Here is a 16656-nt window from a genome sequence, read left to right as displayed (position 1 = left end):
ATACGCCCGCCGCCATAAGTCGGCAGAGGTGGGCATCAACGCTTTGTCCGAAAGTTGGTTACCAGCGAAGCCCGCGCCTTTGTGAGAGACAAAAAAGTTACGCTGTGACCGTAATTTTTCTGTGGGCTGGAAACATTGCCTTGGGCAAAAGCCGGTGGTTACAGTTCCACGTAACTGTGACGGAGCCTTCCAAATGAAGACCCTTTTGGCAAAAGCCATTCCTGTGTTGGCGGCTATTTGTTGCTGCGCCAATTTGGCGAAGCCTGGCAACGCCGAGGTTTGGGTCGTCGGGTCAATGGAGGGGTTTGCGCCGTTTAATTATACGGTCGACGGCCAGTACCGCGGGATCGACGTACAAATCCTCAATGAAGCGGCTGAGAAGATAAATGTTGAACTGGAGCACCGTCCCTTACCTTGGAACCGCGCCTTGCTGGATTTTAATGCCGGAAATCTGGATGCTGTTTTTCAACTTGCACCAACGAGGGAACGTTTTGAGAAGTGGAATATGGTTGGCCCATTGCGCCGCACAAAAACGGTTTACGTGACACTGATTGACAGCCCTATAGAGGACATCCGGTCACTTAACGAACTAGATGGGCTGATTGTAGGCGTCGTGTCAGGATTTACCTATGAAGACAGTTTTGACCGTCATCCCGACATTGCCCGCGAGATGTCCAAGGATGATTTCACCAATATACTAAAGCTCATGCTGGGGCGGTCAGATGTGATTGTCGGTGGTCACGCCACGCTTGCGCATATCATTGACGACATGGGGTTGACCGAGAAATTGCGGTTTCTTCCAACACCCTTGGTCGAGCAAGAGCGCTATATTGCATTCCCACGAGACGGAGACGGGGACGACATGGCAAATCGCCTGCAAGGCTCTCTGAGCGCCATGCATTCTTCCGGCCGCATCCGTGAAATCGTTCAGGAGCATTTTGAAGAATGAGAGACATACGTCTGCATCGTTTGGGGGTAACTCCCAAGATCGCGATCGCGGCGGGCATCATTGGTATTCTCTCTGGACTCGTTCTGGGCGTTGTGACCCTTTGGCTTGAAGGAACACAGCGGGTTGACACGGCCCGTCAAAACGCTGACCGCATCATTCGTGCCACATTGCCGCAAATCGAAAGCGCATATTGGGAAGTCGATATCCCCGACGCACTGGCCTTTATGGGGGGGCTATTAAAAGATCCCGTGATCACCGAAGCATGGATTGAGGATCCGCTGTTAAGCGACGGCCTGCGGGAAAGTGCGGGCATTGGTGATTTGTCGGTCGCACGCACCGCACAGGTAAAAGCGCCAAGCGTCGCACGTTGGTTTGGCTTTGGCGCTGATGGCGATGAAACCTACCGCTTTGCCCTGCACAGCAAGCGAGATGGGGCTGATATCGGGGCTCTTTTTGCCATTTACTCCTACCAGTCCATCGGGGCTGAAATGGTCGCCCGAAGTTTGGTGGTGCTTGGCTCTAGCATTCTTCAGACACTGCTTGTGACCAGCGCGATTTTTCTCTTGGTGCAGTTGACCGTTATTCGTCCAATTACCCGCCTGCAGATGGCAGCATTGCGCGTGCGTGATGGGCATAAATTCGAACTCACTGACCGCGACCGTCACATGCTTGATCCGCACCGCAGAGACGAAATCTCACGTCTTGCACGCGCCTTTGGGAGAACAGTCGGCGAGCTGGAAGATAGCCGGGACAATCTGAAATCCATCGTGGACGATCGCACACAAGAGTTGGTGGCGGCACGAAATGAGGCCGTTGAGGCGTCGCAAGCGAAATCCGTCTTTCTTGCCAATATGAGCCATGAATTGCGCACGCCGATGAATGCCATAATTGGCCTGTCCGAGGTGCTTTTGCGGGACGGTTACAGCAATCGAACGCCTCGCCACATCCAAGATATGCGCGCCGCTGCGGCCCATTTGTCGCAAAATATCAATTCGGTGCTGGATCTCTCCAAAATTGAGGCGGGGGAAATGGCATTGGAGAACGTATGGTTCTCTGTTGATGAGTTTTTGGACAGCGTGATGATGCAGACACGCGCCTTGCTTCAACAAAAGCCGGTGCGCTTGATCTGGAACTACGCGCCGGACCTTCCTCGTGAGATCTTTGCTGACCCGCTCAGATTGCGGCAAGTGGTGATGAACTTTGCTTCTAACGCTGTGAAGTTCACAGACGAAGGTGAGATCTGCATCAATGCCTCTTGCGAGATGCTTGATCAGAACAAGAGCCACCTCACTCTTAGTGTCCGCGACACTGGTATTGGAATTTCACCGGAGCAGATCGAGGAAATTTTCAAACCATTTGGACAGGCAGATACTTCTACCACCCGAAAATATGGTGGGACCGGACTAGGACTGTCCATTGCTTTGCGCTCAGCGGAGCAAATGGGTGGGAACTTGAATGTAGAAAGCGAGCTTGGCCAAGGTGCCCGTTTCTCATTTGATCTTGTTGTCGCCAGCAAGCCCGCGCTCTACGGGCAGGACAGAAAACGATCGATCCTGGTTTTGGGGGAGGGTCAGCATCGGGACGCGGTAGCTGCTATGGCGCAAAGAGTTGGTGGACAGTCGGCTGAAGGAGGCGCGGCTGTTCGGGTTCTTGTGGATAGCGAACACGTTACTTTTTTGCGTGAAGTTTTAGACGCAATACCGGCGATATCAATCGATCTTCCAATCACGCACAGCGAATTTCTTGAGGCGGTGAAACGCTCTCAAAATCAAACCAATGAGCCCAAATCAACGCCAGATATTTTGGCAGGGCGCGATATCCTTATTGTGGAGGATAATCGGATCAATCAATCGGTCTTTGAAGCGTTGATTGGTGGGTTTGGTGCTGATGTTCGAACGGCTGCCAACGGCCTTGAGGCAATTGAGCAAGTGGCGAAAGTCATGCCTGACCTGATCTTGATGGATCTGCATATGCCCATAATGGACGGTCACCAAACCATGCAAAAGCTTCAACAGGACTACGGCGGTACATTGGCACCGGTCATCGCTACGTCGGCCAATGCCACTCCAGAAGAGTATAAAAAGTGTCGCGCTGCTGGCTTTGCCGAATTTTTGCCCAAGCCGGTCGACCCTGCCAAGTTGCAAGCGGCCCTGGTAGAACACGTGCCAACTACGCAGGCGCCAAAGCACTTAGATCGCCAGCAGGGCCTCTTCCTCGCAGGGGGAAATCGCTTGCTTTACAAACAAAATTTGGAACGCTTTCGCGCGCAACTTAAGGGTTGGTGGCAAGTACTGTCGGGCGGAGGCGTTGCGCCCGACGATATGAACTCCACACTTCATATTATTAAGGGATCTGCACGCACCGTGGGTGCTGTGCCACTCGCCGAAGCGGCCCAGAAGACTGAAACTGATCAGGCACATCTCAAATTTTTATTGAGCGAAATCGAAGTTTTGTCCGAAGAACTTACCTTGGAGGATTTGGGGTTAGAGGAGCCCTCAACCCAACATCCTGCCAGTTGGGAGGCGCTAATTGAGTTGATCCGAAGTCATGATATGGCGTCTTTAGGTCATGCCAAGATGCTCCACAAAAGCGAACACTTCAGTACCGAGTTCGTCGAACTGATAGGTGCACTCGAAAAGTTGGACTTTGTTAAGGCTCTTCGGCTGGCCAAAGATGCGAGTCCGCTATCTCACTCTGACCGATAGGCCTCGATCTCTTTGGCCATTTTTGTCAGCAGGTTTTCGGCCTTTTGCAATCTGTCCGCGCGACGTGTGAGCAGGCTTTCTAATGCGCTCCTAGACTGTCGCAGTTCGATTTGAGTGCGGATGCGTGCGCTCAAGACCGCGGGTACAACTGGGCGTGAAATGAAATCAGAAGCGCCTAGTTCCAAACCTTTGGTCTCATCTGCCGGATCATCCAAATTGGTTACAAAGATGATCGGTATTTCCGCGAGACTGGCCGTCGCTTTGATGCGGCGGCACGCTTCGTAGCCATCCATGTCCGGCATTCGGATGTCCAATAAGATGAGATCTACGCTCTCTTTGGACAGATAGGAAAGAGCACTCTGCCCAGAGCGTTGCGCAATGACGCGATAGCTCTCGCTAAGCAGTCCGTAGAGATGATGAATATTGTCAGCGGAATCGTCGACAACCAACAGAGTCGGCTTGTCATCGTGTTCCAGAGGTACCTCTAGTAGATCCGCCTCAGGGGCTGGCTCATTCTCATTTGCCCCTCCCGTGAGCTCATTTGCAGCTGAGGCAATGGCCCATAGATTTGGCGAAACGGTAGTATAAAACTGCTGCCCTGTCAGGCCCATGGCGGCCGTATTTGCGTCTCGCTCAAACAACTTAACGCCCAAATGCGCTTCTAACGCGCGGATTTGACGGCTTACCGCTTCCCGCGACACATTTAACTCTTCTGCAGCCGTGGTGAATGATCCCAGCCGCGCAGCGGCCTCAAAGGCAACCAGCGAGGTCAAAGGGGGCAGCTGTCGTTTCAATTGCTTCATGCGAGGCATGTGAAAGGAAACGTTACCTCTGTGCAAGTGGGCGATCGTGCTTTTGTGCGATGTGACGGAAATGGAGCAATGGCTGACCAAAACGCGCCTGTGAAAACCAAACCACTACCGTCATTTTCGTCTCAAATGAGTGAGGATGCGATGCGTTACAGCGGATTTCGAGTGATCAAGGAAGCCCTGACAGGCCACAAGGGGTGGCGTCCAACTTGGCGCGATGCGGCTCCTCAAGCAGACTATGATTTTGTCATCATCGGCGGTGGCGGTCACGGGCTTGCAACCGCGTACTACTTGGCGAAACAATTTGGCCAGAAGCGGATCGCGGTTCTGGAAAAAGGCTGGATCGGCGGTGGCAACGTAGGGCGCAATACGACGATAGTACGTTCCAACTACATGCTCGACGGGAACGAGCCGTTTTATGAGTTTTCGCTGAAGCTCTGGGAAGGGCTTGAACAAGAGCTAAATTACAACGCAATGGTCAGCCAGCGCGGTATCTTAAATCTGTATCACACGGACGGACAACGAGATGCGTTCCGGCGTCGAGGCAATGCGATGATCCTGAACGGCTCAGATGCCGAGTTTTTGGACGCAGAGGGCGTGCGGGCCATGTATCCCTTTCTGAATTTTGAGAACGCCAGATTCCCCATCCGAGGGGGCTTGCGGCATCGGCGTGGAGGAACTGTGCGCCATGATGCTGTTGCTTGGGGTTACGCGCGCGGCGCAGATCAGCATGGCGTCGACATCATCCAGAACTGTGAAGTCACCGGCTTTCGTATTGAAAGTGGTAAAGTCCTCGGCGTGGAAACGTCACGCGGATACATTGGTGCAAAAAAGGTAGCAGCATCCGTTGCTGGCAGCTCAAGCCGCCTGATGGCCCTTGCTGGCATGCGGCTCCCAATAGAGAGCCATGTACTGCAAGCTTTTGTCTCAGAGGGGCTAAAACCTACGATCCCAGGGGTGATTACCTACGGTGCGGGGCACTTCTATTGCAGCCAGTCTGACAAAGGTGGTCTTGTATTTGGCGGCGACATAGATGGGTACAACTCTTATGCGCAACGGGGCAATCTGCCTGTTGTTGAAGATGTGGTGGAAAGTGGTGTGTCCTTGATCCCAGCGCTGGGTCGCGTGCGCCTGTTGCGCAGTTGGGGCGGCATCATGGACATGTCCATGGATGGGTCGCCTTTCATCGACAAAACTCACATCGAGGGGCTCTATTTTAACGGAGGTTGGTGTTACGGCGGCTTCAAGGCAACCCCGGCAGCCGGGTGGTGCTTGGCGCATCTCTTGTCGACTGACCGACCGCATGAAACGGCTCAGGCCTATCGGCTGGATCGTTTCCAAACGGGTCACATGATTGACGAAAAAGGGCAGGGCGCCCAACCAAATCTGCACTGAGGACACCACCATGATCAACAAACTTGACCAGGGCCCGATCCCGCATTGGCTTCCCTGTAGCGAGGGACTTGCAGTGCAATACGCCGTTTTTGGGCCGTTGGAGACTAAAACATGCTGATCAATCATCCTCTATTGGGACCACGCGATGCCTCTGAATTCACCTATTTGGGCGACGCTTCGTTGATGAACCGCCCCGATTGGCAGGCCGAGAACGCGGTTCAGGCGTTCCACGACTACCTCTATTTGCGAGACAATCCGGCAGGTCTGCACCGGGAACTCTGGTTTCACGAACAGGGTGATCGGTCATGGTTGGTCGTGACGCGCAACACGCTGACACATGAAATTGTTTCTGTGGAAATGGCCAGCGAAATAGGCCGATCAGGAGGAGCTGCCCAATGAGCGTCAACAGACTACAGGGCGGTCTGATAGATCACACCGCGCCGATAAATTTTACTTTTAATGGGCAGAATTATGAGGGCCGCCAAGGTGATACTCTTGCTTCCGCCTTGCTGGCCAATGGCGTGCGCCTCATGGGGCGGTCGTTTAAGTATCACCGCCCGAGGGGTGTCGTTACGGCTGGATCTGAAGAACCCAACGCGCTGGTCATGTTGCGCGAGGGTGGCCGTCAGGAGCCCAATACAAGGGCGACAACTATAGAGCTTTTTGATGGGCTCAGCGCAAAAAGCCAAAACCATATTGGGTCTCTCAAATATGACTTTCTTGGCATTAACGATCGGTTCGCGCCGTTCTTTGCAGCGGGTTTCTACTATAAGACGTTCATGTGGCCGAAAGCCTTTTGGGAAAAGCTATATGAGCCTTTGATCCGCCGCGCTGCGGGTCTCGGCAGCATATCGTTCGAAGATGATCCTGATGTCTACGACAAAGGCTTTTTGCATTGTGACCTTCTGGTGATCGGTGCTGGGCCTGCGGGTTTGGCGGCTGCACTGACAGCGGGGCGCGCTGGTGCCCGTGTGATCATTGCAGAAGAGGACTTCTTACTGGGCGGCCGCCTTTTGGCGGAAACTCAAGAGCTGGATGGCGCGGCCGGGATCGACTGGGTGGCGAAAATCCAAGCAGAATTGGCCTCACTCGATAATGTACGTATTATGCCGCGCACCACCGTTGTTGGAGCGTATGACCACGGCATCTATGGCGCAGTCGAGCGTGTGTCTGACCATTTGGCAGCCCCGCAACCCGGTAAGCCGCGTCAGATATTTTGGCGCATCTATTCCAAGCGTGCTCTTGTCTGTGCTGGAGCTATTGAACGCCCGATCGCATTTGAAAACAATGACCGCCCGGGCGTCATGCTGGCAGGCGCAGTCCGTGCTTACGCCAATCGGTGGGCCTCGACGCCGGACCAAACTGTTGTGGTCTTTACCAACAACGATGACGGTCACCGCACAGCGGCGGACCTGCTGGCAAAGGGCGTTTCTGTACCAGCGGTGATTGATACGCGGCATAATGCGCCATTCGTCGAAGGCACAGAGGTACTGGCGGGCGCTCAGATTATCGACACCAAAGGTCGACTTGGTGTTAAATCGGTGACCGTCAAATTAGCTAATGGAAAAACGCGCGTTATCCCTTGCGGCGCCGTTGCGGTTTCTGGCGGTTGGAATCCCAATCTGGGACTAACCTGTCATCAGCGTGGTCGACCTGTGTGGAACAATGTAATTCATGCATTTGTGCCAGGAGGGGCGCTGCCAGTGGGCCAGTCCGTCGCAGGGGCTGCATGCGGTGATATGAACACCTCTGAGGCTTTGATGGGAGGGGCCCAACGCGCAATGGACGCTTTGGCAGCCCTTGGCATCACCGCAAAGGAGATCGAGTTGCCGCAAGTTGCGGAGGAAGCCTGCAACATCATACCTTTCTGGCATGTCCAAGATGCCAAACGTGCTTGGGTCGACTTTCAAAACGATGTGACGGTCAAAGATGTGAAGCTTGCGCATCAAGAAGGTTTCCGCTCAGTCGAGCACCTAAAACGATACACCACGCTTGGCATGGCAACTGATCAGGGCAAAATCGCCAATGTCGCCGGATTGGCTGTGATGGCAGAAATAACGGGAAAGTCCATACCGGAAACAGGCACAACCATCTTCCGCCCCCCATATGTACCGGTCTCAATGGGTACGCTGGCTGGTCGTTCCGTTGGCGCTGAGTTCCACCCTGTCCGCAAGACTCCCAGCCATAAATGGGCGGAGGAGCAGGGTGCTGTCTTCGTGGAAACCGGCAATTGGTTGCGTGCGCAGTACTTTCCCCGCAAAGGCGAAAGTCACTGGAGCGAAACGGTCGACCGCGAAGTTCTGACAACACGCGGTTCTGTGGGGGTTTGTGACGTAACCACTCTCGGCAAAATCGACGTTCAGGGTGCGGATGCCGCCGCATTTCTCAACAAGATTTACGCAAATGGTTTTGCAAAATTGGCAGTTGGCAAAGTCCGCTATGGCTTGATGCTGCGTGAAGACGGCATCGCGTATGATGATGGGACTGCAGCCCGGTTTGCCGAGGACCATTTCGTCGTAACGACCACAACTGCAAACGCTGTGCTGGTCTATCGAAACATGGAGTTCGCCCGCCAATGTTTGTTCCCAGAGATGGATGTCCAATTGATCTCCACAACGGAAGCCTGGGCGCAATACGCAATTGCGGGGCCTAATGCGCGCAAACTGTTGCAGAAAATTGTTGATCCTGATCACGACCTCAGCAACGAGGCTTTCCCGTTCATGAGCTGCGGTGAGATCACAATATGTGGTGGGTTGCGGGCGCGTCTGTTCCGAATTTCTTTCTCTGGCGAGCTGGCCTATGAGCTGGCCGTGCCAACCCGGTACGGTGACGCTTTGATGCGCCGCCTAATGACAGAGGGAGAAGAGTTTGGCGTAACTCCCTATGGCACAGAAGCACTTGGCGTGATGCGAATTGAAAAAGGCCACGCTGTTGCAGCTGAAATCAACGGCACCACCACAGCTGCCAATCTCGGTATGGGGCGAATGGTGTCCAAGAAGAAAGACAGTATCGGAAGCACTTTGTCAGAACGTTCGGGGCTGAACGGGGATGATGATTTGCGCCTCGTTGGCTTGAAAGCTGTTGGAGACGGTGTGGTAACCGCGGGCGCTCACCTCGTGAATGCAAATGGTCCTGTGAATGCCACACACGACCAGGGCTACGTCACATCAGCGGCCTATTCTCCGGTGCTTGAGCGCTTCATTGGTCTTGGGTTTCTAAAAGATGGCGCCAATCGTATGGGAGAAACCCTTCGCATGGTGAACCCTCTTGAGGGCAAGGAGGCCACGGTAGAGGTGGTATCCGCTCATTTCATTGACCCTGAAGGAGGGCGTTTGCGTGTTTGATTTGAAACCTGCCACTGCGTTAGGGGGAGAGAACGCGCGCATTGATGTCGTCGGTGCGTTCACCATCTCTGAAAACCCAAACTGCTCGCTTGCCTCGCTGGCTGCCCGCAAAGGGCAAGAAGCAGTTGTCGCTGGTGCCATTGAGGTTGCTCTTGGGATCGACCTACCTGGCCCAGGAGGTTGTGTGACCAAAGATGATCATCGCTTCTGGTGGTCCGGTCCCGGTCAGTGGATGATTGAAGCGGATCACGACACGCACCCTCTTCTGGCCCAAGAGATCAAAGAGATCGTCAGAGACGCTGGCGCTGTGACAGAGCAGACCGATGGCTGGTGCCTGTTTGATATCGAAGGCGCCAACCCAGAGGCCTTGTTTGAACGCCTCTGTGCAGTCGACGTGCCCGACATGTCCATAGGTACTGCGACCCGCACCAACATCCATCATATCGGTTGTTTTCTGATCCGCGAAGAGGCGCGCTTTAATGTAGTCGGCCCACGTTCGTCTGCTGGTTCGCTGCACAGTGCATTGGTCGAGGTCGCCGCAGGGTTGCCTTGACCTATATGGGTAAAGGTGAAGTTCTTCCGCTTTAGTTCATATCGTTTAGGAGACGACCATGTTTCCGAGTTTGTGAGAGCAGATCGCTTAGAGTGTGATAACCGCGTGCGGAGAGCATGGGCAGCATGCGACAAAGGACTTCGGCCGTGGCAAGGGCGTCTCCAAGCGCTGTGTGGCGGCGGTGGGGCGGAATCGTTACGCCAAGCCGTTCACACAAAGCATCCAAAGTATGCTTCTCAGATGTTCCAAAGAGCACTGCGGAGAGCAAGACAGTGTCCAAAATTGGATGGGGCCAATCGATCTGCATTTCGTTGCCGTGTCGATGCATAAAGGCCATGTCAAAGGGTGCGTTGTGCGCCACGATCACTGAGTCTCGGGCAAAATGGTGGAACTTGGTGACTAGTGCTTTGGGCGGTGGTGCGTCTGTGACCATCGCGTCGGTAATGTGATGGATACGTGTGGAGGCAGCAGGTATTGGTCGGCCAGGATTGGCCAACTGGTCAATTTCTTCCCCATAGATGATCTGATTGCGGAACACGCGTACAGCCCCGAGCTGTAAGATTTCGTCTTTATGGGGCAGCAGCCCAGTGGTCTCGCAATCAAAAACCACAAATGGAGTTTGCTCTAACCTACGATTGTGCAATGCGCCTGATGTGCGATCTGTCAATAGTTGGAAGTCATACGTCAGGTTGGCGACGGTAGCCGCTTTAGGCTTCTCCGGCGCCGGCTCCAAACAGATGAGATACCCAGTTTCAAAGCGTCGTTTCTGAACGCTTACGTTGGAGATCTTTGCTCCATCCTGTCGGTTCAGCGTGATACCAGAAAGCAGCGCTCCGTTAGTGGCGCGCGATTTACTGACGCGCCAAGTTTCGGCGTCAAGATAGTCAGACATGGCCGCGTTCAGGCGCATGGGGGCAATCTGTGACAGACCCGCTGCGGCCTCGCTGTTGTAGAGGACGATGCGGTCGTCATCGCCCACCACAAGTAGTCCCGTCGGCAGGTCGCGGAGAACATCTGACATTTGTGCAAGTTCTTCACGGATGACTTCGGTTTCATCCGCTACTTTCTGCGACATCGCCGAACGGGAGCTATCGAGTGAGCTGCTTATGGACTCTGCGGCAGGTGCAAGATCCCCAAGATAGCGCGCGCCATGTGTATCCACTTCTCCTGCTCCCGCGTGTGCACGTGCGCGAAGCGTGGTGGCTAGGGCTTGTATGGGCTTGGCGACGTTCTCATCAAAGAGAAGCCAGATGCCGGCCACAAGTCCCAGAAAACCGAAGCTAGTAATTAGCCCGGCAGTGATGAAACCATTTGAAATGCCATCAGATAACGCGCTTCGAAAACCTACCGCCAGCGCAGCGTTCATTATCAGCATGCCGCCTATGGCCAGCAGGGCAAAGAACAGAAGAACACGCAATCTCAGAGAAAGTCGGGACAACATCAAGAAATCTCACATATGGCCTCGATCAATGGGTCATCTTCGTCCACGCTCACCCAATCCGCACCATCTAAACTTCCGTCTGCAGCAAACGACACTGCATCTATGAGCGCTGCCCGGCGGTTGCTCGCGCAATCTGTGGCTACGTTCAGTCGGTTCAACGGCGACCAGCGGCCGTAAAAGTAGACCTGCCCGAGCCGCATATCGGGGTGGGCGATGTTGGTTTGGATTGAGGCTGTGTCCACCGCCACAAAGCGTTCGGTGATCGGCACCGCATAGGTCCAGGGCCGCCACATCGCGGAGGTTTCCACGGTCTCTACTACCTCCAGCCCTTCAGGCAGGGTTGCGGTGGTGCGGCTGAACCAGCTGTATTCAGAGCTGATGCTCACCGCGATCATCACCGCACCCGCGGCCACCGGCGTTAGCCATTTGGGCAGCCGCCCGCCAGTCAGTCGAATGATCAGCATCATCAATCCGGCCCCGGCGACACCGGCAAAAATCACGGCGAGAAGTTCGAGAAACATCGCTGGCCTCCTAAGCCTAGTTGCTGGCGCTGCGCCCATGGCTGAGCGCGCCTTGCAGGGATTTTATTACGACAAAGGCGTCGCGTAGATGACTTCTGTCAAAGTCTGACAGAGATGATGGTGCGAGGAAATTATCGGGGGCAATACCGGAATGAATTTGACGTAACTGATGGTTCAACCTTTCTTCTGCAATCAGGTCATAGGCGCTCAGCAGATCGGCAATGCCTGAAGCAGAAAATCCGGCGCGGCCATCGCTGGCGGCCTGCAGCCGCGCGCGGGTGTTCACCGCGCTGAGCTGGCCTTGCAAAGCGCTGATCCGCGCGAGATCCACCACCGGTACAACGCCGTTGTGTTTCAAATCAAGCTGATGCTTGTGCTCACCGGATTTGATGGTCACCAATCCGCGCAACAGCCCCAGAGGCGGGTGATGTTTAAGTGCATTGGAGGCCATATGGGCCACAAAGATTGAGTTCTGCGCTGCAGTGCGCAGGGTCTCGGCCTGCATCTCCTCAAAACCCTGCCAGGTTCCGGCAATCAGGCGCAGGTCAAACATTACGCTGGCCAGCATCTGCGCTTCGGGATTGGGGGTGTTGATCCAGCCCTGAAAATAGCTGCGCCAGACCCGCGCGGGCTGACACCAACGCTCGGCGGTGGCCATCATGTCACCGGGGCAATAGACATAGCCACAGGTGTTCAGCCCGTCACAGACAAAGCGCGCAAGCTTCGCAAAATAGCCGCGGCGCATCTCTTCGGTCACGGCATCATCCAGAATGAGGCAATTGTCCTGATCGCTCACTCCGGTCTGTTCCTGGCGCCCCTGCGAGCCACAGGCCAGCCACAGATAGGGCACCGGCGGCGGGCCCAGCCGGGCCTCTGCCAGCGTCAGCAGACGCCGCGTGGTGATGTCGGCCACATCGGTGATCAGCCGGGTGACAATGTCATGGCGGTGGCCCGAGCCCACCAGCTGCGCCAGCAGCTTGGGGATGCGCGAGGTCACCTGCGCGATTTCTTCGGCGGTGTCGGCGCGGGTGATCTCGCGCACCATTTCCACGCTGCTCACCGCCTGAAGCCGGGTCAGATCGGTCTGGGTCACAATCCCGACTAGCGCGCCGTTTTCCACAACCGGAATATGGCCAAAGCCGAATTCCGTCATCATATGCAGTACATCAGAGCCAATCGCATGGGGCGGGAGGCTGCGCGGCGCTGCGGTCATTACCTCGGCCAGCGGCGTGTTCGGGCTCAGATCCTGCGAGAGCACGCGACTGACCAGATCGCCGGTGGTGACCAGCCCCTGAAGCGCGCCGTCATCTCCGATCACGCAGACCGAGGAAATTCCGACCTCCGCCATGGTGCGCGCGGCGCGGCGCACGGTGTCATCGGCTTTCAGGGTGATGGGATTGCGCGCCATAAAGGTGGCGATGTCGGTATTGGCAAGATCATTGCCCGCGGTGGCGCCGCGCCGCTCAGAGCCGGCACGGTCAAAAAACCGCCGCACGGCGTCATGCTCTTCAATTAGCGCCAGCAACGTGTCTTTGGGCAACAAAAGCAATGTGCTGTCTTCTTCACAGCGCGCATGAGTGGCGGCCTTGCCATCGCGCAGCAGGCCCCGCTCCCCAAAGGAGTTGCGCAGCCCCAGATGAGAGACCACGCCGCCATGTTCATCAGAAATCTCCACCAGCCCGGCATAGACAAGGTAAATCCCCGCCAGTGGTGCGCCATGCTGATAGACCGTATCGCCGAGGCTGTAACTGTGGGCCTCAAGGCGGGTGCTCAACGCGTTGGTCACCTCGGCAGGCAGGCTGTCATAGGGGTGAACAGATCTCAGAAAGCGGGCGATTTGAGCAGGGGTCAACGGCATGGGTTCGTCAGTTCCGTGTGTTTATATTGGGTCTGCCCCGCCAACATCGGTGGCACATCGGATCGGGCCACATGTCCCGCCCGGAAAGACCCGGACGGGACAGGAGGAGAGCGCTGGCAGGGAGGGGAGCCCCCGCCAGCGCCGAGTGTCAGGACTTAGTGATCCTGCGCGGCACCTGCACCGCGTGGTACACGCACACTTTGAACCAATGCCTTGATTTCGGCAGGGGTCTCTTTGGTCATGTTTGCCACCACATAGGCCACCGCAAAGTTCACAGCCGCGCCAATCGCGCCAAAGCTGGTGGATTTCACGGTACCCAGCAGAGGATCTGCATCTGTGAAGGAGTTGGTGCCCGGAATGAACAGCCAGCCCTTGTGCAGGAAGATGTAGATCAGGGTCACGGTCAGACCTGCGAGCATGCCAGCCACCGCACCGGTGTTGTTGATCTTGGTGGAGAAGATCCCCATCATCAACGCCGGGAAGATCGAGGCCGCCGCCAGACCGAAGGCCAGAGCCACGGTTTGCGCTGCAAAGCCCGGAGGGTTGAGGCCCAGCCAGGTCGCCACAGCAATGGCCACAGCCATGGCAATACGCGCCGACAAAAGCTCACTCTTTTCAGAGATATTCGGGTTGATCGCGCCTTTGATCAGGTCGTGAGACACGGCCGAAGAGATCGCCAGCAGCAGACCCGCAGCTGTGGACAGCGCCGCCGCCAGACCACCCGCAGCAACCAGACCAATCACCCAGGATGGCAGGTTGGCAATCTCAGGGTTCGCCAGCACGAGAATGTCACGGTTGAACTTGGTCAGCTCGTTGCCTTCCCAGCCTTTTTCCGCAGCCATCGCCTGAAGATCAGCGTTCTTGTCGTTGTAGTACTGGATCTTGCCGTCGCCGTTTTTGTCTTCCCAATCCAGAAGACCGGTTTTCTGCCAGGTGGCCATCCAGTCATACTCTGGCTCGTTCTCGATCTGTTGAACGGTCACAGCTTCGCCAGAGATGCCGCCATTTGGCCACATCAGCTCAGAAATGTTCAGGCGTGCCATGGCACCAACTGCAGGGGCAGTCAGATACAGCAGCGCGATGAACACCAGCGTCCAGCCCGCAGACCAGCGCGCATCAGACACACGTGGCACGGTAAAGAAGCGCATGATCACGTGGGGCAGACCCGCAGTACCGATCATCAGGCTCAGGGTGAACAGCACCATGTTGAACGTATCGGCGTGGTGCGCTGTGTATTCCGGAAAGCCAAGCTCGGTGACAATCGCATCCAGTTTCGCCAGCAGAGGCTCACCGGAGGCTGCGTGCTCACCAAACAGACCCAGCGCCGGGATCGGCGTGCCGGTCAGCTGCAGCGAGATGAAGATCGCCGGAATGGTGTAGGCAGTGATCAGGACGCAATACTGCGCCACCTGCGTGTAGGTCACACCTTTCATGCCGCCAAACACGGCATAGGCAAACACCACACAGGCACCGATCAGCAGACCAGCGGTGTTGGAGACTTCCAGGAAGCGACCAAAGGCCACGCCCACACCGGTCATCTGACCAATCACATAGGTGGTGGAGGCCACGATCAGACAGACAACCGCCACAATACGCGCGGTCTGGCTGTAAAAGCGGTCGCCGATGAATTCCGACACGGTGAATTTGCCGAACTTGCGCAGATATGGCGCAAGCAGCAGCGCCAGCAGCACGTAGCCACCGGTCCAGCCCATCAGGAAGGAGGAGTTGTCATAGCCGGTAAAGGCGATGAGGCCCGCCATGGAAATAAACGAGGCCGCAGACATCCAGTCTGCCGCTGTCGCCATACCATTGGTGACCGGGTGAACGCCGCGCCCAGCGGCGTAGAATTCTGATGTGGACCCAGCGCGGGCCCAGATCGCGATGCCGATGTAAAGCGCGAAAGAGGCGCCCACAAACAGCAAGTTGATTGCAAATTGGCTCATTGTCCCTCTGGTCCCTTATTCTTCGTCAACGCCGTGTTCGGCGTCGAGTTTGTTCATCTTCCAGGCATAGAAAAAAATCAGTGCCAGAAAGACCAGGATGGACCCTTGTTGGGCAAACCAGAAGCCCAGGTCAGTGCCGCCAACGGAAATGCCCGCCAGCGCCGGACGCAGCAGAATGCCGAACCCGAAAGAGACCAAAGCCCAGATAACCAGGCTGATCAGGATGATGCGCACATTGGCGGACCAATATGCAGCGTTTGATGAGTTTTCAGACATAAAATGCCTCCTCCCTCTTGTTTTGGTTGTCCTCCGTGCACCCCTTCCAGATGGCCGGGGTACGGTTCCCTTTACGCGGGCGTTTGTGAAACGATCGCGTTTAGCTCTGTTGCGATGGCGTCAATCTCACCCATCGCATCCACAGACTTCAGCGCGCCTTTGGATTTGTAGTATTCAATCAATGGCGCGGTCTGGGCGTGATAAGCCGCCAGTCGCTGAGTCAATGTTTCGGCATTGTCATCTGCGCGCACAGGCTGGCCCGCAGCGCGGGCCTGTTCTGCGCGATTGAGAATGCGTTCCACCAGGATCTTGTCATCCACCTGCAGCTCGATCGCCGCACTCAGCGTGACACCGGTTTCCTCAAGCAGCGCGGCCAGCGCATCGGCTTGCGCCAATGTGCGGGGGAAGCCGTCAAAGATGAACCCTTTGGCCTCGGAGTTGGAGAGCTTCTCCTTGATCAGGCCGATCACAATGTCATCGGTGACCAGCTCGCCACGCTCCATAACCTCGGCAACCCGTTTGCCCAGTTCAGAGCCGCTCGCCTTGGCCTGACGCAGCATGTCTCCGGTGGAGAGCTGCACCAGCCCGTGGTTTTTGACAAGCAGCTCCGCTTGTGTGCCTTTGCCAGCGCCGGGTGGGCCAAGCAGAATAACGTTGACCATGCGGGTGAGGGTTTCGGTCTGTGTTGTCATCTCCGATCACCCCTTGTTCATACGGTTTTCGATGAGGTCGTCGACCACGGCGGGGTCTGCCAGCGTGGAGGTGTCCCCCAGCGATCCGTAGTCGTTTTCCGCAATCTTGCGCAGGATGCGGCGCATGATTTTGCCGGAGCGGGTCTTGGGCAGGCCGGGCGCCCATTGGA

At 55.9% G+C, this 16656-nt stretch carries 13 protein-coding genes; 6 read left to right on the top strand and 7 right to left on the bottom strand.

Going from position 1 to position 16656, the window contains the following annotated elements; all coding sequences use genetic code 11:
* The first annotated feature begins 193 nt into the window (after positions 1-193).
* Both J7399_RS20575 and J7399_RS20570 read left to right on the top strand, forming a co-directional pair.
* Entirely contained in the window at positions 194-949 is a 756-nt protein-coding gene (locus tag J7399_RS20575; RefSeq protein WP_209081681.1) for a transporter substrate-binding domain-containing protein, read from the top strand.
* The gene (locus J7399_RS20570) at positions 946-3654 is read left to right on the top strand and encodes an ATP-binding protein (protein WP_209089910.1); all 2709 of its coding nucleotides are present in this window, start codon (positions 946-948) and stop codon (positions 3652-3654) included. Before J7399_RS20575 ends, J7399_RS20570 begins: the two co-directional genes overlap by 4 nt.
* On the opposite strand, the gene J7399_RS20565 is transcribed toward J7399_RS20570, so the two are convergent.
* The gene (locus J7399_RS20565) at positions 3639-4457 is read right to left on the bottom strand and encodes a response regulator (protein WP_209089907.1); all 819 of its coding nucleotides are present in this window, start codon (positions 4455-4457) and stop codon (positions 3639-3641) included. The genes J7399_RS20570 and J7399_RS20565 overlap by 16 nt on opposite strands.
* A 150-nt stretch (positions 4458-4607) precedes the next feature.
* On the opposite strand from J7399_RS20565, the gene J7399_RS20560 reads away from it, so the two are divergent.
* From J7399_RS20560 to J7399_RS20545, 4 genes are all read left to right on the top strand, one after another.
* Entirely contained in the window at positions 4608-5858 is a 1251-nt protein-coding gene (locus tag J7399_RS20560; RefSeq protein WP_209089945.1) for a sarcosine oxidase subunit beta family protein, read from the top strand.
* Between the two features lie 111 nt (positions 5859-5969).
* Complete coding sequence (locus J7399_RS20555) at positions 5970-6257, top strand: sarcosine oxidase subunit delta (protein ID WP_209089904.1); 288 nt, start codon at positions 5970-5972, stop codon at positions 6255-6257.
* Positions 6254-9202: a sarcosine oxidase subunit alpha family protein gene (locus tag J7399_RS20550; RefSeq protein WP_209089901.1), complete on the top strand. Its 2949-nt coding sequence runs from the start codon at positions 6254-6256 to the stop codon at positions 9200-9202. Before J7399_RS20555 ends, J7399_RS20550 begins: the two co-directional genes overlap by 4 nt.
* The gene (locus J7399_RS20545; protein ID WP_209089897.1) at positions 9195-9755 is read left to right on the top strand and encodes a sarcosine oxidase subunit gamma; all 561 of its coding nucleotides are present in this window, start codon (positions 9195-9197) and stop codon (positions 9753-9755) included. Before J7399_RS20550 ends, J7399_RS20545 begins: the two co-directional genes overlap by 8 nt.
* 31 nt (positions 9756-9786) lie before the next feature.
* On the opposite strand, the gene J7399_RS20540 is transcribed toward J7399_RS20545, so the two are convergent.
* From J7399_RS20540 to J7399_RS20515, 6 genes are all read right to left on the bottom strand, one after another.
* Positions 9787-11196 (bottom strand): 3'-5' exonuclease, encoded by a 1410-nt coding sequence (locus J7399_RS20540; RefSeq protein ID WP_209089894.1) that lies wholly within the window; start codon positions 11194-11196, stop codon positions 9787-9789.
* A complete protein-coding gene (locus J7399_RS20535; RefSeq protein WP_209089891.1) occupies positions 11196-11717 on the bottom strand; it encodes a hypothetical protein in 522 nt (173 codons plus the stop codon). The genes J7399_RS20540 and J7399_RS20535 overlap by 1 nt, the downstream gene beginning before the upstream one ends.
* Positions 11718-11733: 16 nt before the next feature.
* Entirely contained in the window at positions 11734-13575 is a 1842-nt protein-coding gene (locus tag J7399_RS20530; RefSeq protein WP_209089886.1) for a DUF294 nucleotidyltransferase-like domain-containing protein, read from the bottom strand.
* 155 nt (positions 13576-13730) lie between these two features.
* Complete coding sequence (locus J7399_RS20525; RefSeq protein WP_209089883.1) at positions 13731-15518, bottom strand: sodium:solute symporter family protein; 1788 nt, start codon at positions 15516-15518, stop codon at positions 13731-13733.
* A gap of 15 nt (positions 15519-15533) precedes the next feature.
* The gene (locus J7399_RS20520) at positions 15534-15794 is read right to left on the bottom strand and encodes a DUF4212 domain-containing protein (RefSeq protein ID WP_209089881.1); all 261 of its coding nucleotides are present in this window, start codon (positions 15792-15794) and stop codon (positions 15534-15536) included.
* 71 nt (positions 15795-15865) lie between these two features.
* Complete coding sequence (locus J7399_RS20515) at positions 15866-16486, bottom strand: adenylate kinase (RefSeq protein ID WP_247743005.1); 621 nt, start codon at positions 16484-16486, stop codon at positions 15866-15868.
* Positions 16487-16656 lie beyond the last annotated feature (170 nt).

Origin of the sequence: Shimia sp. R9_1, assembly GCF_017743775.1 — a bacterium.
Taxonomy (GTDB): domain Bacteria; phylum Pseudomonadota; class Alphaproteobacteria; order Rhodobacterales; family Rhodobacteraceae; genus Shimia.
Note: the sequence above shows the minus strand (reverse complement) of the source record. Positions and strands in the feature narration are given on the sequence as shown.

Excerpts from the sequence above, each read along its gene's own strand:
- J7399_RS20575 (WP_209081681.1), top strand. The coding sequence starts at position 194 with ATGAAGACCCTTTTGGCAAAAGCCATTCCTGTGTTGGCGGCTATTTGT.
- J7399_RS20570 (WP_209089910.1), top strand. The coding sequence starts at position 946 with ATGAGAGACATACGTCTGCATCGTTTGGGGGTAACTCCCAAGATCGCG.
- J7399_RS20565 (WP_209089907.1), bottom strand. The coding sequence starts at position 4,457 with ATGAAGCAATTGAAACGACAGCTGCCCCCTTTGACCTCGCTGGTTGCC.
- J7399_RS20560 (WP_209089945.1), top strand. The coding sequence starts at position 4,608 with ATGCGTTACAGCGGATTTCGAGTGATCAAGGAAGCCCTGACAGGCCAC.
- J7399_RS20555 (WP_209089904.1), top strand. The coding sequence starts at position 5,970 with ATGCTGATCAATCATCCTCTATTGGGACCACGCGATGCCTCTGAATTC.
- J7399_RS20550 (WP_209089901.1), top strand. The coding sequence starts at position 6,254 with ATGAGCGTCAACAGACTACAGGGCGGTCTGATAGATCACACCGCGCCG.
- J7399_RS20540 (WP_209089894.1), bottom strand. The coding sequence starts at position 11,196 with ATGTTGTCCCGACTTTCTCTGAGATTGCGTGTTCTTCTGTTCTTTGCC.
- J7399_RS20535 (WP_209089891.1), bottom strand. The coding sequence starts at position 11,717 with ATGTTTCTCGAACTTCTCGCCGTGATTTTTGCCGGTGTCGCCGGGGCC.
- J7399_RS20530 (WP_209089886.1), bottom strand. The coding sequence starts at position 13,575 with ATGCCGTTGACCCCTGCTCAAATCGCCCGCTTTCTGAGATCTGTTCAC.
- J7399_RS20525 (WP_209089883.1), bottom strand. The coding sequence starts at position 15,518 with ATGAGCCAATTTGCAATCAACTTGCTGTTTGTGGGCGCCTCTTTCGCG.
- J7399_RS20520 (WP_209089881.1), bottom strand. The coding sequence starts at position 15,794 with ATGTCTGAAAACTCATCAAACGCTGCATATTGGTCCGCCAATGTGCGC.
- J7399_RS20515 (WP_247743005.1), bottom strand. The coding sequence starts at position 16,486 with ATGACAACACAGACCGAAACCCTCACCCGCATGGTCAACGTTATTCTG.